General features: G+C 50.4%; 16 protein-coding genes. 7 read left to right on the forward strand and 9 right to left on the reverse strand.

The genetic code is table 11. The features are described 5' to 3' along the window. Window positions 1-5: 5 nt before the first annotated feature. Together J2I46_RS27940 and J2I46_RS27945 are read left to right on the forward strand one after the other, a co-directional pair. Window positions 6-1,727: a GMC oxidoreductase gene (locus tag J2I46_RS27940; protein WP_207332395.1), complete on the forward strand. Its 1,722-nt coding sequence runs from the start codon at window positions 6-8 to the stop codon at window positions 1,725-1,727. An 8-nt stretch (window positions 1,728-1,735) separates the two neighbouring features. Beyond that, window positions 1,736-2,617, forward strand: a complete 882-nt coding sequence (locus J2I46_RS27945) for a sugar phosphate isomerase/epimerase family protein (RefSeq protein ID WP_207332396.1) — start codon at window positions 1,736-1,738, stop codon at window positions 2,615-2,617. 205 nt (window positions 2,618-2,822) lie between these two features. On the opposite strand, the gene J2I46_RS27950 is transcribed toward J2I46_RS27945, so the two are convergent. Both J2I46_RS27950 and J2I46_RS27955 read right to left on the reverse strand, forming a co-directional pair. Then, on the reverse strand, window positions 2,823-3,803 hold the full coding sequence (locus J2I46_RS27950) for a pyruvate dehydrogenase complex E1 component subunit beta (protein ID WP_207332397.1): 981 nt from the start codon (window positions 3,801-3,803) through the stop codon (window positions 2,823-2,825). Between the two features lie 149 nt (window positions 3,804-3,952). Then, the gene (locus J2I46_RS27955; RefSeq protein ID WP_207332398.1) at window positions 3,953-4,525 is read right to left on the reverse strand and encodes a hypothetical protein; all 573 of its coding nucleotides are present in this window, start codon (window positions 4,523-4,525) and stop codon (window positions 3,953-3,955) included. A gap of 478 nt (window positions 4,526-5,003) precedes the next feature. On the opposite strand from J2I46_RS27955, the gene J2I46_RS27960 reads away from it, so the two are divergent. Together J2I46_RS27960 and J2I46_RS27965 are read left to right on the forward strand one after the other, a co-directional pair. Continuing rightward, entirely contained in the window at window positions 5,004-5,447 is a 444-nt protein-coding gene (locus tag J2I46_RS27960) for a hypothetical protein (RefSeq protein WP_207332399.1), read from the forward strand. 11 nt (window positions 5,448-5,458) lie between these two features. Beyond that, the gene (locus J2I46_RS27965) at window positions 5,459-5,956 is read left to right on the forward strand and encodes a hypothetical protein (RefSeq protein WP_310589094.1); all 498 of its coding nucleotides are present in this window, start codon (window positions 5,459-5,461) and stop codon (window positions 5,954-5,956) included. 74 nt (window positions 5,957-6,030) lie between these two features. Here the strand turns inward: J2I46_RS27965 and J2I46_RS27970 are convergent, their stop codons facing one another. The 5 genes from J2I46_RS27970 to J2I46_RS27990 form a co-directional block, all read right to left on the reverse strand. After that, window positions 6,031-8,340 (reverse strand): GH92 family glycosyl hydrolase, encoded by a 2,310-nt coding sequence (locus J2I46_RS27970; RefSeq protein WP_207332400.1) that lies wholly within the window; start codon window positions 8,338-8,340, stop codon window positions 6,031-6,033. Between the two features lie 206 nt (window positions 8,341-8,546). After that, window positions 8,547-10,454: an amidophosphoribosyltransferase gene (locus tag J2I46_RS27975; protein WP_207332401.1), complete on the reverse strand. Its 1,908-nt coding sequence runs from the start codon at window positions 10,452-10,454 to the stop codon at window positions 8,547-8,549. Window positions 10,455-10,799: 345 nt separating this feature from the next. Continuing rightward, window positions 10,800-11,636: a phytoene/squalene synthase family protein gene (locus tag J2I46_RS27980; RefSeq protein WP_207332402.1), complete on the reverse strand. Its 837-nt coding sequence runs from the start codon at window positions 11,634-11,636 to the stop codon at window positions 10,800-10,802. A 44-nt stretch (window positions 11,637-11,680) separates the two neighbouring features. Next, complete coding sequence (gene crtID, locus J2I46_RS27985) at window positions 11,681-13,159, reverse strand: bifunctional phytoene desaturase/3,4-desaturase (protein WP_207332403.1); 1,479 nt, start codon at window positions 13,157-13,159, stop codon at window positions 11,681-11,683. 253 nt (window positions 13,160-13,412) lie between these two features. Continuing rightward, complete coding sequence (locus J2I46_RS27990; RefSeq protein WP_085412864.1) at window positions 13,413-13,928, reverse strand: RNA polymerase sigma factor; 516 nt, start codon at window positions 13,926-13,928, stop codon at window positions 13,413-13,415. A 360-nt stretch (window positions 13,929-14,288) separates the two neighbouring features. Here J2I46_RS27990 and J2I46_RS27995 point away from each other — a divergent pair, with 360 nt between their 5' ends. Next, on the forward strand, window positions 14,289-16,661 hold the full coding sequence (locus J2I46_RS27995; RefSeq protein WP_310589095.1) for a TonB-dependent receptor: 2,373 nt from the start codon (window positions 14,289-14,291) through the stop codon (window positions 16,659-16,661). Window positions 16,662-16,671: 10 nt separating this feature from the next. On the opposite strand, the gene lolA1 is transcribed toward J2I46_RS27995, so the two are convergent. Then, window positions 16,672-17,301: an outer membrane lipoprotein periplasmic chaperone LolA1 gene (gene lolA1 / locus J2I46_RS28000; protein ID WP_207332405.1), complete on the reverse strand. Its 630-nt coding sequence runs from the start codon at window positions 17,299-17,301 to the stop codon at window positions 16,672-16,674. Between the two features lie 222 nt (window positions 17,302-17,523). Between lolA1 and J2I46_RS28005 the strand changes: the two genes are divergently transcribed. After that, the gene (locus tag J2I46_RS28005; RefSeq protein WP_207332406.1) at window positions 17,524-17,928 is read left to right on the forward strand and encodes a response regulator; all 405 of its coding nucleotides are present in this window, start codon (window positions 17,524-17,526) and stop codon (window positions 17,926-17,928) included. A gap of 78 nt (window positions 17,929-18,006) precedes the next feature. Continuing rightward, window positions 18,007-19,446, forward strand: a complete 1,440-nt coding sequence (locus tag J2I46_RS28010; protein ID WP_207332407.1) for a T9SS type A sorting domain-containing protein — start codon at window positions 18,007-18,009, stop codon at window positions 19,444-19,446. Window positions 19,447-19,484: 38 nt separating this feature from the next. On the opposite strand, the gene J2I46_RS28015 is transcribed toward J2I46_RS28010, so the two are convergent. Then, on the reverse strand, window positions 19,485-22,070 hold the full coding sequence (locus tag J2I46_RS28015) for an FtsK/SpoIIIE family DNA translocase (RefSeq protein WP_207332408.1): 2,586 nt from the start codon (window positions 22,068-22,070) through the stop codon (window positions 19,485-19,487). Window positions 22,071-22,086 lie beyond the last annotated feature (16 nt).

Below are 22,086 nucleotides of genomic sequence, written 5' to 3' on the forward strand. Positions count from 1 at the left end.
AGACCATGGCAAATTTTGCGATTGACGCCGCCCCCAGCATGACCTACGACGCCATTGTCATTGGGTCGGGCATAAGTGGAGGATGGGCGGCGAAAGAACTGACCGGGAAGGGCCTGAAAACACTGGTGCTTGAGCGCGGTCGGGATGTAAAACACGTGACCGACTACCCAACGGCCAATTTGAACCCCTGGGAGTTTGAACACCGAGGGCAGGTACCACTGGCCATTAAGGAGCAGTATGGCAACATCCGGTCGTTCATGCGCGAGGAAACCCTTCACTGGGCTATCAAACCCGATGAGCAGCCGTTCGTGGAAGAACAGCCCTTCACCTGGACACGCGGCTACCACGTTGGCGGAAAATCGCTGCTTTGGGCCCGGCAAACGCAGCGACTAAGCGATTTTGATTTCGACGGCCCCGCGCGGGATGGTTTTGCTGTTGACTGGCCTATCCGCTACGCCGACATTGCCCACTGGTATAGTTACGTTGAAAAGTTTGCGGGTATTTCGGGAAACAAAGATGGCCTGCCTCATCTGCCCGACGGTGAATTTCTACCACCGATCGAACTGAACTGCGTGGAGTCGCACTTGCAGGGCGTCATTGCTCAGAACTACAAAGACCGTCAGCTCATTCAGGGCCGGTGTGCGCATATCACCAAGCCGCAGCCCGTGCATACGGCACAGGGGCGGGCGCAGTGCCAGCATCGGAACCTGTGCGTTCGTGGCTGTCCGTTCGGAGGGTATTTCAGCAGCAATGCCTCAACATTGCCGTGGGCAGAGCGCACCGAAAACATGACGCTGCGCCCCCATTCGGTGGTTCATTCGATCATTTATGATGATAAGAAAGGCAGGGCCACTGGTGTGCGGGTTGTTGATGCGAACACGATGCAGATGATGGAGTTCTTCGCCAGGATCATCTTCGTGAACGGTTCGGCGCTGAACAGCAACCAGATTCTGCTCAACTCTATCTCAAGCCGTTTTCCGAATGGGCTTGGTAATGATAGCGGCCTGCTTGGTAAATACATTGCCTGGCACAACTACCGGGGCAAAATCTCGGCGCAGTATGATGGCTTTGCTGATAAAACAACCGACGGCAAAAATCCCAGCAACGGCTACATTCCCCGTTTCCGGAACGTGTACAAGCAGGAAACGAGCGGTCCGGCGTCGCGGTTTATGCGGGGCTATGCCACAGGCGTAGGTGGAGGTCGTGGATTTGCCCAAAACCGCGAAGGCATGGGCCTGGCTCTGAAAGAGCAACTGCTTCACCCGAAATTGGGGCCTTGGAACATAAGCGGCTGGATGATGGGTGAGACTATCCCCATTGAAGCCAACCACGTACGCCTCGACCCAACCCTGACAGATAAGTATGGAATTCCGCAGCTTATCACGTCGGCCAAATGGACGGAGAACGATGATAAGATGGTGGACGATTACATCGAGCAAATGACGGAGATGTTTACCCTGGCGGGCTTCAAGAACATCAACGCGGTGGATACCCATGCCAACCCAGGGTCAGATATTCATGAGATGGGCGGTGTCAGGATGGGGAAAGATCCGAAAACGTCGCTGCTTAACAAGTGGAATCAGCTGCACCACTGCAAAAATGTATTCGTAACTGATGGTGCCTGTATGACCTCGACAGCCACGCAAAATCCGTCGCTGACCTATATGGCGCTGACGGCACGCGCGGCCGATTATGCGGTAAAAGAACTTAAAAAGAAAAACCTTTAACGAATCCCATGTATCACAAAACCACATTCAGGCTCCTGGCAGCCGCTTTTTTGTCGCTTGGTCTTGCTTCCATCGAGGCTGGTCAGGCCGTTGCCCAATCGGGTAAACCGGTATACACGTTTCCGCTTGGCCTTCAGACCTATACGTACCGAAATAGCTTCCCGAAAGATGCGGTAGGTACGTTGGATCTGATCAAATCGCTGGGTTTTAAAGAGATTGAAGGCGGACCGCCAAAGGGAATGACGGCTGAAGAGTTTAAAAAACTGCTCGACGAGCGGGGCATCAAGGTTACCTCTACGGGGGCAGGTTATGAGCAGATCGTGAAAGACCCGGAGGCAACCATAAAGCAGGCCAAAGCGCTTGGGGCTTCGTTCGTGATGGTTGCCTGGATTCCTCATCAGAAAGGGAATTTCTCTCTCGAGAACGCCAAACAGGCTGTCGCCGATTTTAACCGGGTGGGTAAAGTGTTGAAAGACAACGGTATCACGTTCTGCTACCACAATCATGGCTACGAATTCCAGCCTTACGAAGACGGTACGCTGTTCGACTATATTGTGAAGAACACCAACCCAGATTATGTCTCGTTCGAAATGGATATTCTGTGGGCGCAACATGGTGGTGCTGACCCGGTAGCGTTACTGAAAAAATACGGCAGCCGTTGGAAATTGATGCACCTGAAAGACCTCAAAAAAGGTATCAAGGGTGATTTGACCGGCGGTACACCTCCTGAAAATGACGTCGTACTCGGCGAAGGGCAGATCGATATGCCAGCGGTGCTGAAACTTGCCAAGAAAGTAGGTGTGAAACACTACTATATCGAAGACGAAAGCAACCACGAAGACACGCAGGTGCCGCAAAGCATCGCGTATTTGAAAGGATTGAAGCAGTAATCGGTGTGTGTGGCTGACGCTCAATATTAAGAGTAACAACCTGGATTTTGTCATCCCGAAGCATGCGGGATCGTGGCGTTCCAGAAGAAGGCGCCAAGCACTTCGGCAAAGAATGCCACGATCCCGCATGCTTCGGGATGACAACCATAAAAATAGCCAGCCTGGAGATTCAGGCTGGCTATTTTTATGTAAAATCGATTATCGATTACTTCTTATACATCACCGTATCAACGGCTTCCAGCGTGCGTTTCAGGCTTGGCAGGATGGCTTCGATCAGCGTTGGTGCGTAGGGGAGGGGCAGGTCAAGGCTGTTGACCCGGATCACCGGCGAATCCAGATAATCGAAAGCGTTCCGTTGGATGTTGTAGGTCAACTCAGACGAGATGGCCGACAGTGGCCAGGCTTCTTCAACAATGACACAACGATTAGTTTTCTTCACCGAATTAATGATCGTGGCGTAGTCGATGGGGCGAACCGTGCGCAGGTCGATTACTTCGGCCGATACGCCTTTCTTCGCCAGCTCATCGGCAGCGGCTAAAGCCACTTTCATGATTTTACCGAATGAGACGATCGTGACATCGTTGCCTTCGCGTACGATCTTCGCCTGACCGATCGGAATCAGATACTCTTCTTCGGGAACCTGCCCTTTGTCGCCATACATCAATTCCGACTCCATGAAGATGACTGGGTCATTGTCGCGGATCGAGCTTTTTAGCAGGCCTTTGGCGTCGTATGGGTTCGAGGGAACCACCACTTTCAGGCCGGGCGTGTTGGCGAACCAGTTCTCAAAGTTCTGCGAGTGCTGGCTCGACAGCATCCCGGCGTTACCCGTTGGCCCACGGAATACGATCGGACATGAATATTGCCCGCCCGACATCGACATGATTTTGGCCGCTGAGTTAATGACCTGATCGATAGCCACTAACGAGAAGTTGAAGGTCATGAATTCGATGATTGGACGCAGCCCGTTGATGGCCGAACCAACCCCGATACCAGCGAAACCAAGCTCGGCAATGGGCGTATCGATCACCCGTTCCGCGCCGAACTCGTCCAGCATTCCCTGACTGACTTTATAGGCTCCGTTATACTCGGCCACTTCTTCGCCCATCAGGTAGACCTTCGGGTCAAGGCGCATTTCTTCCACCATAGCTTCCCGTAGGGCTTCGCGGAATTGTATTTCTCTCATGGATCAGTGCGTTGTAATCTTCTTACAAACCGAACGGCCAGGTAGCATCGGCCGTTCAGAAGAACGCGCAAAATTAGGCAAGGATAACCAGAGTGGCAATGCGTGAATGCAGGTACGTTCCAGCTACGTTGTTTCTGCCAACAAATGCATCACTTTTTCGGTAATCTGGCGATAAACCATCCCTGCCGAAACCGGGCTACACGACCGCCAGGAGCCGTTAATGTAACCTTGAACTTGCCCGTAACTGTTCTGGCAGCTGAATCAATCTTCATAATACGGACCCGGCCAGTTTGTGTAGGCTGTAAAAAATAGGGCTCCATCAGGGCCGACCCGTTTCCCAGTAAGGCGAAATTACCCTGGCTCGCCACAATGCCTCCGCACTGATTCAACTCGTTGATACGGTAACTGCCTTTTCGGGCTGGTATATTATAAAATGTCAATCGTTGCCTGGCCACAAATTCACCTGCCTGCAGAGCCATTTGTTGAGGTGACAGTCGTAGTTGATCACCAGGGTAGCCAACATTGGAATCGAGGAAGACCGTAAACCGTCCGGTGGCGCATGGGTTATTATTTAATGCGGCAGCCTCTGCCGCGTAAGCCCGGCCAAACCAGGTCGAGTCGTTCAGTAGGGCGGTTACGCCGTATGGGTTGTTGAACGTTGTGGGAGGTCGTGAACAGGCAAGGCAGGATGCAAGGGCGAACAGCAGGATAATTCCTTTCATAGAACGCTGTTGGGAACAGGTTGACGTCAACTTACATGATGCTCAACCGGCTTCTATTCCATAACCCTGGTTTTCCCGAAGCCTTAGTTCGGTATGCCTGGGTACAACGAGCCCGGTTTAAACAGCGAAAAAGCCAGGCCAATGCGGGTAAAGGCGGGTGAGTTCTTTTCCATGTGCGCCTCGGTTATGACCGCCCCATACTTCGGATTGGCGTACAACTTGCTTCAGGTTGCGCGGTTGTGGCAGGTTTCGCCAAATCCACACGGTTTCTGGGGCAGGATAGAAGCTATCGCGCTCAACAAAAGAAATAGTCTATGCTTAAGGGAAAGAACACGGCATTGAATTTGTTGATATATAGTCTTACTATATTATTTTTGACTTAACGTTATCTGTCTGTGAGTAACTTAGCGTCTGTAGTGCCTATCGGGCATACAGTTTGTGTTAAAAGCAGACAGGTGAATGATAAAACGGCGGTTTGATGAATACAAGTGTAATGAACCTGTCTACGAGTAAGTCTGTGACGCTTAACCCTGTCAGTAACGACAGCCGACTCTTGTTGTACGAACAGTATGGAGCGGTAGCGTACGGCGTGATTTTACAGATTATTCCGCAGCCGCAACAGGCTCAGGAGGTGCTTGTTGAACTATTTGCTTCGCCGGAATTGCAGGCTAAACTGTCGGCGTCAGCCAATACTACCTGCCTGATTGTCCGGCTGGCCCGGCTCAAAGCGCTGCACCACCGGCAACAACAACAACTGCCTGTTTCTGTACTGCCAGAGCCGGCTAAGCAATCTGAACTTATCTTTAACCTTTTATTTTATCAGAATCAGACGCCTGATGCGGTGGCAGATCGGTTACAGATTCAACGTTCGGCCGTGTTCGGTGCAGTTCGCGAGTTTTTTGCACATATCCTTCCGTCCTAACCATACTGATTGTGAAAAATTATCAATATCTGACTGATGGACTTCTGGAGTCGTATATGCTGGGGGTTTTATCTGACGACGATCGGAAAGAAGCCGAACATTTACTAACGACAGACCCGGATTTGGCGCTGCAATTAGAGGAGCTTGAAGTGGGTATGGAGCAGTACTTTCTGCAGAATGCCGTTCCACCCCCACCATCCATAAAAACCGCGCTGCAGCATCGGCTGGTGGGGGCTGAGATTCAGAAGTGGGAAGAGCAATCTATGCCGGAGCCGCCCCGCCCAGAACCTGCCCGCTCGAATGAGTTTGTTGATGTTGAAGTAGGTGACCCCTCCCACATTCGGGTGCACAAATACTGGCGGGCGGCCTTCATTGCCGTATTCGTGCTATCAAAGATTTTCCTGGCGTTTGGCCTGTATCAATACTTCAAATCGAACAGCCTGGAACAGGAAATAGAACGCCTGAAAGCCACGCAGCAAGTAACGTCACCGCTGCCACAAGGCAGATAAGACTAGAAATTAACCCATAAAAAAAACCGACCCATGAACAGGCGTCGGTTTTTTTATGGATTGCAACCAATGGGTTATTTGGTCTTGTCGGTCGAGAACGAATACGGAAAATCGCTGGTGGCTGTGCCTCGCTGTTTATTTGGCGTGGCCGACATGTTAACGTTGATCGTGGCACCCTGGAGGAGTTCCTGGTGGCTCAACCAGTTTTTGGTGTACGGTTTTTGGTTCACCTGCATTGTGTTGATGTACCGATTCTGCTCGCTGTTGTTGGGGGCATTGATAACAACCGTCTTTCCGTTCTCCAGCGTTGCCGTAACTTTTTTGAACAGTGGCGCGCCAACAACGTACTGATCGGTGGCCGGGCAAACCGGATAGAAGCCCATCGCCGTAAACACATACCAGGCCGAGGTTTGGCCGTTGTCTTCATCGCCGCAGTAGCCGTCGGGCGTGGGCAGATACATGCGGTTCAGTACTTCGCGGAGCCAGTACTGGGCTTTCCAGGGTTCACCAGCGAAATTGTAGAGGTAGATCATGTGCTGAATAGGCTGGTTGCCGTGGGCATACTGACCCATATTGGCGATCTGCATCTCCCTGATTTCGTGGATTACGCCGCCGTAATAGCTTTCGTCATAAACCGGCGCAATACTGAACACAGAATCCAGTTTGGCCACGAATTTCTGGCGGCCGCCCATCAGATCAACCAGACCCTGCACGTCGTGAAAGACCGACCAGGTATAGTGCCAGCTATTTCCCTCCGTGAAGGCATCACCCCATTTAAACGGGTTGAATGGTGTCTGAAATTGACCATCCTTATTCTTACCCCGCATCAGCCCGGTTTTGGGATCGAACAGGTTGCGGTAATTCTGGCTGCGTTTGGCGAAGCGGTCGATTTCGGCCTGTGGGCGCTTCAGGGCTTTAGCCAACTGGTAAATGGCGAAGTCGTCGTAAGCGTATTCCAGCGTTCGGGCGGCGTTTTCATTAATCTTTACGTCATACGGAACGTACCCAAGCTGGTTGTAATACGCCACTCCTTTCCGGCCAACGGCATCCATCGGTCCTTCATTTTCTGAGTTTTTCAGAACCGCTTCATATAATGTGTTTATGTCGTAACCACGGCCGCCTTTCAGGTATGCGTCGGCAATGACAGAGGCCGAGTTGGAGCCGACCATCACACTCCGCAAACCCGGACTGGCCCACTCGGGTAACCAGCCGCCTTCTTTATACGCATTGGCCAGCCCTTCCTGCATCTGTGCGTTCAACGACGGATACATCAGGTTCAGGAACGGAAACATCGACCGGAAGGTGTCCCAGAAACCGGTGTCGGTAAACATATAGCCAGGGAGCACCTTGCCATTATAAGGGCTGTAATGCACCACTTTCCTGGCAGCATCGAACTCGAAAAACTTCCGGGGAAAAAGCAGCGACCGGTACAGGCACGAATAAAACGTCTGCATCTGCGCCAGTGAGCCGCCTTCCACCTTAATCCGGCTCAGTTCTTTGTTCCAGGCGGTTTTTCCTTTCTCCTTTATTCTATTGAAGGAGTCGGTACCCAACTCGTTCAGGTTCAGTTCGGCCTGATCATAGCTGATAAACGACGAGGCAATGCGCACATGCACCTGCTCGCCTTTGGTGGTTTTAAAACCAACCGCTGCTCCGGCATGTGCCGCCTGTAGTTCAATCGTGTCTTTGGCAAATGTCTTTCCGTGCCAGGCCTGGGCCGTCGTGAATGGCTTGTCGAAATAGGCGACGAAATAGTTTTTGAAATTGGCCGGTACACCGCCGCTGTTACGGGTGGTGTACCCGATGATCTTCCGCTCTTTCGGGAAAATCTTTACGTACGACGCTTTGTCGAACGCATCGAGTACTACAAAGGAACTGTCGGTTTTGGGGAAGGTAAACCGGAATATGGCCGCCCGCTCGGTGGGGGCAATTTCAGTCGTTACGTTATGGTCGGCCAGGTAAACGCTGTAATAATACGGTTTGGCAATCTCTGCCTTGTGCGAATACCAACTGGCCCGTTCGTCTTCATCGATGCGCAGCTTGCCGGTCATAGGCATGAGCGAAAACTGGCCATAGTCGTTCATCCAGGGCGACGGCTGGTGTGTCTGTTTAAAGCCCCGGATCTTATCGGCCGAATAGGTGTAGGCCCATCCGTTGCCCATTTTTCCGGTTTGTGGCAGCCAGAAGTTCATACCCCAGGGCATAGCAATGGCTGGGTACGTATTACCGTTGGATAGGCTCGGTTTCGAATCGGTGCCAATCAGCGGATTAACCAGTTCAACAAGGTCAGGTACGTTACTGCGCGAAGCTGACTGAGCGTAACCGGTTGTGGTGAGACATACAGTTGCTGTCGCCAGCAATAGACTTAGTAATGGGTTTTTCATGCGTATAGGGTTGTGCCACCGGGCAATGAGTAACGTAGGTCAATACCAGTGAAAAGGAGTAAATAGCTTAAATTGACCTATACCTTACCAAACTTTTTGCAGCTAGTTGGCTGAATCGGCTGTTTGTACGGTTCCAGGGCTTAAAAACAAACGGCCTGCCGTTTGGCAAGCCGTTCATGATCAGTGTTATTGTTGATACGGGTACGTTAGTAAGCCCGCACTACTTTGCCTTCCATGAAATTGACAAAGGCTTTATTTACCACTTTATTACCGCCCGGGGTTGGGTAGTTACCCGTAAAGTACCAGTCGCCCGAATGGTTGGGGCAGGCAACGTGCAGGTTTTCTACAGTCTGGTAAATCACCGCTACTTCGGCGTTCAGATCAACCACGTCGTTGCGGCGGGGGGTGATGATATCGGCTACTTTGCGCGAAATTTCGTCGTGCGTAAAGGGCGCAAACAGGGCTTTCACGTAGTTTTCCTGTACTGCGTTACCTGACTCGATAGCTACGACTGCCTGGGCATACACTTCATCAGCAATGTGGTTCAGGCCACGCTCGTTAAGCAACTGCAATACCGCCCGGAACGCCACGAAATCCTTTACTTTCGACATATCGATGCCGTAACAGTCGGGAAAACGGATCTGCGGCGCCGACGAAACGATGACAATCTTCTTTGGTCCAAGCCGGTCGAGCATTCGTAGAATACTCTTTTCCAACGTTGTTCCGCGAACGATGGAATCATCAACAACAACGATCGTGTCAATACCTTTCCGGATTACTTCGTAGGTGGTATCGTATACATTGGCCACCATTTCGTCGCGGTGGGCGTCATCAGTGATAAACGTGCGGAGTTTAACGTCTTTCGATACCAGCTTTTCAATGCGCGGGCGGAAGGATAATACCTTGTCGAGGTCCTGCTCGAAGAGGATGCCCTCCATAATGGCTTTCTTTCGTTGTTTGGCCAGGTAATCTTCCAGCCCTTCAACCATACCGAAGAAGGCCGTTTCGGCTGTATTCGGAATATAGCTGAAGACCGTGTTTTCGAGGTCGTAGTTAACTTCTTTCAGAATCTGAGGCACCAGCAGGCGGCCCAGCATCTTCCGTTCGTTGTAAATATCGGGGTCGGTGGCGCGTGAGAAATAGATGCGCTCGAAGCTACACGACCGTTTTTCGATAGGCTGAATGAATTCGTATTCGCCGTACTCGCCGTATTTATCGATAATCAGCGCATGGCCGGGTTGAACTTCTTGAATCTGACTGTATTCAACGTTGAACGCTGTTTTGATGGCTGGCTTTTCAGAGGCGACAACCACTACTTCATCGTCGGCGTAATAATAAGCGGGACGAATACCGGCTGGGTCGCGTGCCACAAATGAAGCGCCGTAGCCAGTCATACCCACCATAGCGTACCCACCGTCGAAATCACGGCAGGAGCGGTACAGTACCCGTTGCAGATCGAGGTTATCTTCAATGATATCAGACAGGTCCGGGTTCTCGTAAATGCCCTTGAACCGGTCGAATACACGCTGATTTTCTTCGTCGAGAAAGTGGCCGATCTTTTCCATAACCGTCACTGTATCAACGAAATCTTTGGGATGTTGCCCCAGCGAAACCAGTTTGTTGAACAGTTGATCAACGTTGGTCATGTTGAAGTTGCCCGCCATCACCAGATTCCGGCTGCGCCAGTTACTTTGGCGGAGCATCGGGTGGCAATTCTCAATGTCGTTGTTGCCGTGGGTGCCGTACCGAAGGTGGCCCATCCAGACCTCACCGGTAAAGGCTACATTCTGCTGGAGCCAATCGGCATCGCGGGCTTTGTCTTTATTTTTCTTAAGCGCCTTGGCAAATTTCTTGTTGATCTTGCCAAACACGTCGGCCACGGGCTGTTGTTCTACGGAGCGATACCGGCTAATATAACGATGGCCCGGTGGAACATCGAGTTTGATGTTGGCTACCCCGGCCCCATCCTGACCCCGGTTCACCTGCTTTTCCATCAGCAAAAACAGTTTGTTGGCGGCGTAGAGGGGTGTGCCGTACTTGTCGATGTAGTATTGGTAGGGCTTACGAAGGCGTAGCAGCACAATGCCACATTCGTGTTTAATAGCGTCGCTCATGAGCAGCGTTTACCAGTTAAGCACCGGCAAGACCAGCGCGGTTGGAAGTGTATGCGTAACAACAGGCTAACGCAGGCATTGCGCTAAATCGTTCGTGACTGCGCCTGAACTGTTACGCTAAAGTAACGCCATTTGGGTAAACAGACGTACTGAATGCTTGCTTCATTCCCGATATATGACGTCTGGTAAACAAGTCTGGTAGGTTGATACAACAACAGATAAAAGAAGTACAAGCGTTTAGAAACGAGGGCCGTCTTACTTCCGTGTACGTAGAAAAGGCTACTAATCATACCCAACTGGGAGAGTAGTAGCCTTTTCTAATGCCGTGGCATTTTACTGGTTTCGCTAGATCAGATTGAATCGGTATTGCACCATTGTTTTGGCCAATAGCACCAGCTTTTGCGGGTCAGGCACACGTATACGCTCTTCCTGGATGCGGGAAGCAGGCATGTCTTTGATCTTGCAGAACAGCTTCAGGTAGTAAATGTAGGCCAAGTGAACACCCATCCGCGCGCCTTTGGGTAGGTTCAAAATGCCTTGATACGCATCGTCGAAGTCGCGTTGAATGTCTTCTTCGATCAGTTGCTTGGCATCGCGCGAGAAATCGGTGAAATCAACGCCGGGGAAGTAGGTACGTCCCCGTTCCTGATAATCGCTTTTGATGTCGCGCAGGAAATTCACTTTCTGGAACGCTGAACCGAGCTTGCGGGCCGGTTCGCGCAGGCGATCAAACTCTTTACAATCACCTTCGCAGAAAACACGCAGGCACATCAGCCCAACAACCTCGGCCGACCCGTAGATGTATTGCGAGTAGCCTGCTGCGTCGTAATCGTGCTGATGAAGATCCATCTCCATGCTCCGCAGAAAAGCGTCGATCAGATCGCGTTCAATATTGTATTGACGTACGATTAGCTGAAATGAATGGAGTACAGGATTCAGACTGATGCCCTCTTCAATAGCCAGGTACGTATCGGCCCGAAATCGGTCCAGGAGTGCCTGTTTATCGTAGTCATGAAACGTATCGACGATCTCATCAGCGTAGCGAACGAAGCCGTAAATAGCGTAGATTGGCAGGTGGTATTTCTTGTCTAACGTTTTGATTCCCAGCGTAAACGAGGTGCTGTAACGCTCTGTAATGAGTTTACTGCACTCCAGCGCAGTCTGATTGAAAAGGGACATCATAACCAAAAGGGTTTAGATACTGTCAGGGTTAGGAATCGGGTCGGTTAAACTACCGGGTACTCGTTGGCAACTTCGTCGGCTACTACTAAACCAGAAATCAGCGAGGGCGGAACCCCTGGTCCGGGAACCGTTAGCTGTCCAGTGTAGAACAGGTTCTGAACTTTTTTGTTTTTAAGCGACGGCTTCAGAATAGCGGTTTGCATGAGCGTATTGGCCAATCCATACGCGTTTCCTCTGAATGCGTTATAATCGGATTTGAAATCACGATGGGCGTAACTGCGTTTGTAAACTACACAATCGCGGACGGATTCACCTACGTATGCTTCTAAACGATCCATTAGTAGCTCATAATAATGTTCACGAGTGGCGTCATCGTCGGCAAGGTCAGGAGCAACCGGGATCAGCAGGAATAAATTCTCCGATCCTTCCGGGGCAACGCTCGGGTCGGTTTTCGATGGGGCCGACGCGTAGAAGAGGGGTTTACTGGGCCACTTTGGCGTTTCATAAATCTCCTGCGCATGTAGGCCGAAATCTTCATCAAAGAACAGATTATGATGTTCGAGTTTCGGAATCCGTTTATTAACGCCTAGGTAGAACAGCAGGGAAGACGGGGCCATCACCCGCTTGGCCCAGTAGGCATCGTTATAATTTCGATCGGCCGGGTTAACGAGGGCAGTTTCAATATGGTTGTAATCAGCACTACCTACAACTACGTCTGTTTCAAAAATTCCTTTATCGGTACGTACCCGCTTGACCGTGTTTTTTACTGTTTCAATGTGTTCAACGGTGTGGCCCAGCAGGATTTTCACTCCCTTCTCTCTGGCCAGTGTGACCATGCCTTCGATGATCTTGTGCATACCACCCATGGGATACCACGTACCCAGAGCCATCTCGGCATAGTTCATCAAACTATACATAGCTGGCGTGTTCTGCGGTGTAGCTCCCAGAAACAGAATCGGAAACTCGATTAGTTGCAGCAGGCGCGGGTGCGTAAAAAATTTCCGGGCATGACTGGCAAACGACTGGAACACATCGAGTCTGGTAACGTCATAAAGAAGCTTCAGGCTCATAAATTCCGATACCGACCGGCTTGGTTTCCAGACGAAGTTGTGAATGCCTACATCGTATTTATACGCGGCCTGCCTGAGAAACTCAGTTAATTGTGCCCCACTACCGGGTTCGATGCTGTCGAACAGCGCCGTCAGTTCATCCAGGTTGGCTGGTAAATCAACGGCTTCGGTAGGGCTGAATACTACTTTGTAGGAGGGGTCGAGGCGGACGAGATCATAATAGTCGCCTGGTTTCTTCCCAAATCGGGAAAAATACGTCTCGAATACGTCGGGCATCCAGTACCAGCTGGGGCCCATATCGAATGTAAACCCGTTGGCCTGAAACACACGCGCCCGTCCACCGGCCATGTCGTTTTTCTCAACAATCGTAACATCGTAGCCCTTTTGGGCTAAACTGGTCGCCACAGACAAGCCGGAAAAGCCGGCGCCGATGACAAGTACACGTGGGGGCATAATAACAGTTAAAAAGTTTACCGTTTACTGATGGCGGTTGTTTTGCCGGAATAGAAAAGACTACGCTGGTCAAAGCAACTGAAAACAGTAAACGGTAAACTGCAAACTTCTTCTGTAAAGCACAAAAAAAGTTAGATGCAATGCATCTAACTTTTCGGAACCTTCCTCTTTTTTAACCAAAAACTACTCAATCAATTTTAATCTTTGGGAAATGGAAACTACATTCCCTGATGATGAAATGGATTACGACACCTTACGACGCGAAGTGAGCGTAGACGTGCAGTTTGCTTTTCAGCTCCTTACGGGCAATGTGGATACGGTTCTTGACAGTTCCGATGGGGATGTCAAGTTTGGCCGCGATTTCGTGGTATTTGAAACCCCGGAAGTGCATCATAAATGGCGTCCGGTATGTATCATCAAGGTTGTTTACTGCCCGAGCGATGTCTTCCTGTGCAAATGATGAATAGGCAAGGTTGTCGGTGCTGCTGTCAGTTGAATTTATATAATGCAGATTATCTGTCGTATCGATGAACGTGTTCTTGCGAACCATACGCTGATAATTTGTGATAAACGTATTTTTCATGATCGTGTATAACCACGCCTTCAGGTTTGTACCATCTGTGTACTTGTCGCGATTGGTGTACGCTTTCAACAGCGTGTCCTGCAACAGATCATTTGCGTCTTCCGAGTCTTTCGTCAAACGGAGCGCGAAAGGGCGCAGTGATTTTGATACTTTGCCAATGTGATATGTGAATTCGAGCGCAGTCATGAGTACGAAAAGTTTTGTTGAATCAATCTTGCTTACCCTTAGACAAATTCTTGACCAAGTTTGACATGTGAATTGAAATTCAGTGGTTGGTTTGCATAACGAATTGATAGATAGGTACTTAAAACTAGTTGTAAGATCGTGCCAAAATAGTTTTATGCTAGTTCGACTTGGGGCGATGGGTATATAATTCCCCAGTTTGTGGAATCTCACCTGCTGATTTTGTTTAACAATTGTATGGCAAAGATTAAACAAAAAAAAGTTTCTGTGAAAAAAACGCGTAAAACCCGGCCTGTTGACTCAAAATAGCGTTATCTTTTTGTTGCAACTTTGTTGCGAAAAAGAATCGAGATGCTACGTCGTGTGTTGCGAGTTTTGTTTATTCCTCAGATATGGCTCATTATCAGCTTACTTCTGAGTGTAGTGGGTAATGCGTTCCCCATTCAAGTCCAACCCGTTTGTCTGTGCTTTGTGAAAGGTCAGGTGTTCGACCGCGAAACGCATCAGCCTATTCCCGGCGCCACTATTCTGATCAAAGAAACTGGACAGGGAATGACCACAAATACGGTGGGGCAATACCGGATAGATCGCCTTTGCGAAGGTACCTATACCCTGGTGGCGCGGATTGTTGGGTACCGCGAGGTGCAACAGACGCTTACACTTAAACACGATGTAGCCGAAGCCAGCCGGGATGTGCTGCTTTCAGAAGATGTTCACCATTTACAGAATGTAACAGTGACTGCGCAGAAAACGGATGCGCTTACCAGTCAATCGGTAATGGCGTTGCAGGGCCGTACTCTCGATCAAACCCGGGGCCTGACGTTGGGCGACGCACTGCGGAACGTACCTGGCGTTACGACGCTACAAACCGGTTCATCGGTGGTGAAACCGGTTATTCATGGTATGCACAGTAGCCGGGTGTTGATTCTGAATAACGGTATTCGGCAGGAGGGGCAGCAATGGGGATCTGAGCATGGGCCTGAGATTGACCCATTTGTGGCCACTCGATTATCGGTCATCAAAGGCGCAGCGGGTGTTCGGTATGGTTCTGATGCCATTGGAGGCGTTATTCTGGTTGAGCCGGCCCTGTTGCCAACAGCCGGAAAACTGCATGGACAGCTGAATCTGGCAGGTTTCAGCAACGGGCAGCAGGGTGTTGTATCGGCGCAAACCGAAGGCAGCGTTGGCCGGCAGCTTGCCTCAGGGGCCGCCCGCTTTGGCTGGCGGGTGCAGGGAACCGTGAAAACCGGCGGCAATATGAAAACGCCCACATACTTCCTGGATAATACCGGTGTTCGGGAACGAAACGGCTCTGCGGCTTTTATTTACCGAGGTGAGCGTTGGCACTCAGAGGTTTTTTATAGCCGATTCTCTTCTGAGATCGGTATTTTCTCCGGCTCCCATATCGGTAGTCTGACCGATCTGCAACAGGTGCTCGATAGTGGTGAACCGTTGGTTAAATCAGGCTTTAGCTATGCTATCGGGCGGCCGAGTCAGGCTATTGTACATGACCTGCTGAAATGGCGTACGGCCTATACCGCAATGACTGGCGCAAACTGGCATCTAACGCTGGCCCGGCAAACCGACGACCGGATGGAGTATGACCTGCATCTGCCGCGTAACGACTCACTGGCCTCACTGAATCGCCCGGAACTGCGCTTTCAGCTAACAACCTATAGCGCTGAATTGATTCGTGAAAGTCAGACCAGGACTAACCGTAGCAGCACGATGGGGGTCAGCGGATTATACCAGTATAATATCATGACGGGGCGGCCATTGATTCCGAACTTTCAACTGGCTACGCTGGGTACGTTCTGGATTGGTAAAGAACGACGGGGTTCCTGGGAATATGAGCTTGGTATGCGGATAGACTGGCGGCATCTGCAAATCTTCAGGTACGTTAACAGGGTCTACGATTCACCCACGTTCATCTATGCCAGCCCATCAGGTACGTTGGGAGCTACCCATTACCATAATGATCACTGGATCACCCGACTCAATCTGGGAACAGCCTGGCGCCCGCCCAATATCAGTGAACTTTTCAGTGATGGCGTTCACCACGGTGCTGCCGCCTATGAGCAGGGTGATGCAGGGCTACGGCCTGAAACCAATATCAGTTTGAACCTGGCTACCGAATGGCGAAGTGATCGGGTACAGGCAGAGGTAGAGCTATACTACAATCACATTCAGAATTACATCTACCTTCGGCCGCAGTCTGAGCCAATTTTAACGGTGCGTGGCGCGTTTCCCTACTTTAAATATACGCAGACCAATGCAATTTACACGGGTATCGATGCCACTGTCGACCTGAAACTGGGCGTCCGCTGGAATTGGACTACCAAGCCTTCATACTTGTATGTGCAGGATATGAAGGTCAATCAGCCTATAGTTATGATTCCACCCAACAGGTGGGATAACAGCCTTCGGTATACCCTTGTGCAGCCAAACAAAGCAGGGCGTTGGCGTGAGCCATACATCAGCGTTGGTAACCTACTGGTTGCCCGGCAGAACCGCGTGCCGGTGAACAGTGATTTTGCACCACCGCCACCGGCCTACAGTCTCTGGACCGCCGCCGTAGGTAGTACAATGGCTGTGTCTGATAAACAAAGCATTGACATTAGCCTAACAGCGACCAACCTATTTGATATACAGTACCGCGATTACCTGAATCGATTCCGTTATTACGCCAATGATATGGGGCGTAACGTGGCAATCCGACTTAAATGGGGATTCTGAGCAGATCGGCCTACCGCAGATCAACCACTTCAACCCCTGGATACTTCGATTTATCAAAAATGAAGTAGGAATCGGCCAGGTTAGGGTTAGGTGTAAACTTGCTGATTGTGTACGAGGTGCGTTTCCCGTTTTTGTCGGTAATCAACCAACTGCGCACTGACTTATCGGCCCGGTCAACACTGATCTGAACGTTTGCAATCTGCGTATTCTTCTTTTCAGGTTTTAACTCAATCACATCCAGTACTCGTCCTGCTGTTTTCTGCTCCCGAACATAGGTGTAATTAAAGCCCTTTTTGTACATCGAATAGATTTTGGTCGGGTTAAAATCGCCCGATGCGCTGGCGTCATAATCCTGAATGTTGACTTCATTCGATTCTTTGACGTAAGTCGACATCACTTTACCGTCGGTGAATACTTCCTGGCCAGCCGTTTTTAAGCGAAACATTTTCCCTTTCACGGCAATGTCACCTTTATACGTTTCGCGGTCCGCGCTATAACTAAAAGCGGCCTGATAGCTGGTCAGCGCTTTATATCTGGCGCTCATGGCGTCAAGTATGGTTTCGGCACGCTTATCTTTCTGAGCCATCAGCGATCCGATTGTTCCAAGCAGTAGGAGGCTGATAAGTGCTAATTGTTTCATTCGTTGGGGCGTCAATTCTAATTGGTTAAGCAAATAAATCACAAAGTTGATCAATCAATCTATTGATTAGACGTGCGAACCTACTTAAAAGTTTAATAGTGTCATGGATGAGCAGCCTCGGGTGTAGAGCCCCTTACCCTAATTAATCTCCTTACTCAGATCAAATAGATGCGTATATTAGCATTATTGAAATGTACCGTAACGACCTGAAAATTTTAGACGATGAAGGAGCCAGCAATTTTTCTGGTCGATGATGATGATGATGATGTTTACCTGGCCCGCCTGACTTTTTCAGCGCATTTTCCTGAGTGGACGCTTACCAGTTTTGAAGATGGGCAGGCCTTAATTGACCATTTGGCTACCCACCCTGAGAGCCCCTTGCCTGATCTGCTTATTCTGGACCTGAACATGCCCCGCTTAACCGGTTATGAAACGCTGACTATCCTTAAACGGCATAGCAAGTGGAAAAAAGTACCCGTTGTCATTCTGAGCACATCGAGTAACATTGACGACCAGACCCGTAGTGAGGCTATGGGGGCCTGTGCATTTTTGGTGAAGCCTCCGTCTGTTGATCAGCTGGCCCGGCTGATTTCAGAGGGGAAAACAACCTGTGATTCGGGGAGATAGTTGATTTTACTTGATAGTATATACTTAATATAGTCGAATCATTTTGTACTATTGGCCTGTTTAAGCTAATAGTATAAAATGATTCGACTAGATACGTGCGCAGATCGATTCGTATTGATCGCGCTGGGACTGCTTATTGCCTTGTCGGCGGCGGCCCAATCCCCATCCAACTTGACTGCAAACGCTCCATGGGATGAAGATGCCGGTACCGCTGGTCAGCAGATAACTTTTTCAGGGACAACGGCCATTCAAAACGCATTTACCAACGCCCGGCGGCAGGAAGAAATCCAGTTGGGGTTACCCACTAATGTGCTGGGTAATCTGGTATTGCCCAGTGGTTGGTCTGGTTATACAAACAATGAAAAAGCCTACACCTTGCTGAACGCCGAGCGCACTGCCCGGGCTGGTATTACCTATGCGTCTGGTACCGTGCTGGGTTTGCCTTTTGAAGCCAGCGATGTAAACCTGGGTGCTATTGCGCAAGCACACGCCAACTATCTGAAAACCAACAACCTGTTTACGCACACAGGCGCCGGTGGTACAACACCATTCGACCGGATCAAGGCCGTGTACCCACAGACAACACCAGCCTGTAGTGAATTCCTGTCAAGGGCTGAAAATATCGCTATCTTCGGTAGTAGTGGTTCGTCGGGTAATCCGATGATCATTGAACGGGCCGTTTACAACTGGATATACGATGACGCCAGTTCATCATGGGGGCATCGGGAGGCGTGTCTCTTGCAGGATAAAGATCTGGCCAACAACAACTCGCTCTACGGGTTCAAGAATAATTATGGCTCATCTGGCTCCGAAGGCTTCGTCAATATTGCCACAGCAGGGGCTACAGATGGAAGTTACCCGTACTTCGGAGCCGGATTTCCAAGCGTAGATGTTGTTGTATTGATGATCATGGACCCTGTATCAAGCGCAAATGCTACAGCTAACGGTTGCACGTACAATCTCTCATCACCGCCCTTACCTGTCGAACTACTTTCATTTAAGGTATCGCTGACCCCTTCCAGCCAGGTACGTATCGACTGGGAGACGGCATCTGAATTAAACAGCAGCCGTTTTACCATTGAACGAAGCAGGGATCTGATCAACATCGACGATGTGGCCGATGTAGATGCGTCGGGTACTATGCAAGGCCGAAAATCGTATGTTGCTTATGATAAAGCACCGTTGTCAGGTGTTTCCTATTACCGTATAAAGCAGATTGATCGAGACGGACAATCGGAAGTCTTTCGGTGGCTACCCATCACGTATATTCCCGATAATTTCGTGGCTGTTTTCCCGAATCCCGGGGCTGGTGATTATATACGTGTAGAACTGGCCGCGAGTGAACCCGCCAGTGTCCGCCTGTTCGATTTGCTGGGGCGGAATATTACGGTTACCAGCCATCAGACTGAACCTGCCAAGCTAACCGTACAGCCTGCCAGCGTATTGCCGGCCGGTAGCTACCTGTTATCAATTAATCAGAATGGTGTGTCGGTGGTGAAGCACATTGTTGTTCGATAAACAGAACGGGAGCCAATCCGCTGTTGGCTCCCGTTCTGCTAACCTAAGTGCTTCAATAATTCTTCGAGATGAACCATATCGTGAATGAGTACGTCACGGGCTTTACTTCCCTCAAAAGGACCAACAATACCCGCTTTCTCTAACTGATCGATGAGCCGGCCAGCACGGTTATAACCGAGTTTTAGGCGTCGTTGAATGAGCGACGTACTACCTTGCTGATGCGTTACGATCAGGCGGGCTGCCTCGTCGAACATAGCATCGCGGTTGGCCAGGTCGACGTCTTTGTCTTCGGTTGAACCGCCGCCATCTTCCCCGTAGAATTCAGGTAGTGGATAGGCATCATCGTAACCGTGCTGCCCACCCACAAATCCGCAGATTTCCTCAATTTCGTTGGTATCAACAAACGGACACTGTAACCGGATAATATCGGAATTCGACGACAGCAGCATGTCGCCCATGCCCACAAGCTGCTCGGCACCGCCTGCATCGAGAATGGTTCGGGAGTCAATTTTCGAGGTTACCTTAAATGATAACCGCGCCGGAAAGTTGGCTTTGATCAGGCCCGTAATCACGTTAACCGAAGGCCGTTGCGTAGCCACGACCAGGTGAATACCGATGGCCCGCGCCAATTGAGCCAGACGGGCAATGGGTTGTTCTACCTCCTTGCCGGCAGTCATCATCAGATCGGCCAACTCATCGATGATCAGCACGATATAGGGTAAATACCGGTGGCCTTTTTCGGGGTTCAACCGACGGTGCGTGAACTTGGTATTATATTCCTTGATGTTTCGCACTTCGGCATCCTTCAGCAGATCGTAGCGGTTGTCCATCTCGATACAGAGCGAATTGAGCGTGTTGACCACTTTCTTGGTATCAGTGATAATCGCCTCTTCCGCATCGGGGAGTTTAGCCAGAAAATGCCGTTCAATCTTATTGAACAAAGTCAGTTCTACTTTCTTCGGGTCAACCAGAACGAATTTGAGTTGGGCCGGGTGCTTCTTGTACAACAGGCTGGTCAGCAATACGTTTAGGCCAACCGATTTGCCCTGGCCTGTGGCACCGGCCATCAGCAAGTGGGGCATTTTGGCCAGATCGACCACCAGAATTTCGTTTGAGATGGTTTTCCCCAGTACAACGGGCAAATCCATGCTGGCTTTCTGAAATTTCTCCGACACCATCATTGACCGCATCGATACCATTTCGCGGTTCTTATTGGGCACTTCGATACCAATGGTGCCTTTACCGGGCATGGGGGCAATGATCCGAATGCCCAATGCGGCCAGGTTCAGGGCTATGTCGTCTTCCAGGCTTTTGATCTTCGAGATACGTACCCCATCGGCCGGAACAATTTCGTAGAGTGTTACCGTTGGGCCAATCGTGGCGTGAATCCGCTGAATACCGATATTAAACTTTGCCAGCGTATCAACAATACGGTCTTTATTGGCTTCCAGCTCATCGGCAGAGACCTGTGCTTTGCTATTTTCAGGGTAGTTTGTCAACAGATCAACCGTGGGATACTGGTAGTGCGGAAGGTCGAGCGTTGGGTCATACAGCCCATGTTTTGCCACCAGATCGCCATCTACAAACATATCAGGCTCGAAAGGTGGCGTTACCACGGGCGGGGCTTCGGCGAGTTCAGCTTCGGCCAGAGCGGCACTTTCGGCAACAGTCAGCACCAGACTCCCTGTACTAGTTCCTACGGCCGGCTTAGGGGTAGAATAAGGGGTCAGTAAATCCAGAGTAGCGGAGGGCAGATCGGTTGTTGGCGCATAGTCGGGCGTGAGTGAAAATGCAGGTTCATTCGCGCTATCGTCTGCTCTGGCAGATGTATACGATTTCTCTATCGGAGCCGGTTCGTCGTAGCCATCGGTTTCATGCCCATACGTACCTGACAGAGGTGATTGGGCCGTAGCCGTGTCAGGTTCATCATCACTCTGTTCAACACGATTAAAGACAGACAGACTCGTGATGTTGAAAAAGAACAGCGCAAAAACAAAGCCCAGAAAGCCGATCAGCACGATGCTGCCAAACCCCAGCAGGCCATATAACAGCCGGTTCATTTCATAGCCGAGGCCCCCGCACCAGACACTACCCGTACTGACGGTTCCGGTAGCCATAACAACGTACCCAAGCACCAGACTAAGCCAAACGGCCAGGAAAAGAGCGACCTGCGTAGTTCGTGCCAGGGAAAGTAACTCTCTGCCCGAAGTAAGCTTAAAGCCGGCAAGAAACACAACTACCGGAATTCCAAGCGCGCCAACACCGAACCAGCGGAACATAAATACATGGGCAATATGGGCGCCCAGTAACCCTACCCAGTTCTGTACATCTTTGCCCGCCTCTTTCACCGATTCGTCTGAACCGATCAAGCTCTGGTCTGCAGGGCCGCTGAACAGATACGATACAAAGGCCACCATTAACCCAACACTGAGCAACATCAACAAAACGCCAACCGCCAGATTGGTCCGGCCGTCGGCACGTACGCGCTCAAACGGTAATGTCCAGTTACGGCTGGGTACGTCAGCTGCTTTGTCTCGTTTAGAGGAACTGCGACGTGCTCCCTCGGTAGTACCTTCGGAGCGGCGGGTATTCTGGCGGGCTTGGGCGGTAGTGGATTGGGCCATTTTCTGCGAGGAGAAC

It is taken from the genome of Fibrella forsythiae (genome assembly GCF_017353175.1).
In the GTDB taxonomy this organism is placed as follows: Bacteria; Bacteroidota; Bacteroidia; order Cytophagales; family Spirosomataceae; genus Fibrella; species Fibrella forsythiae.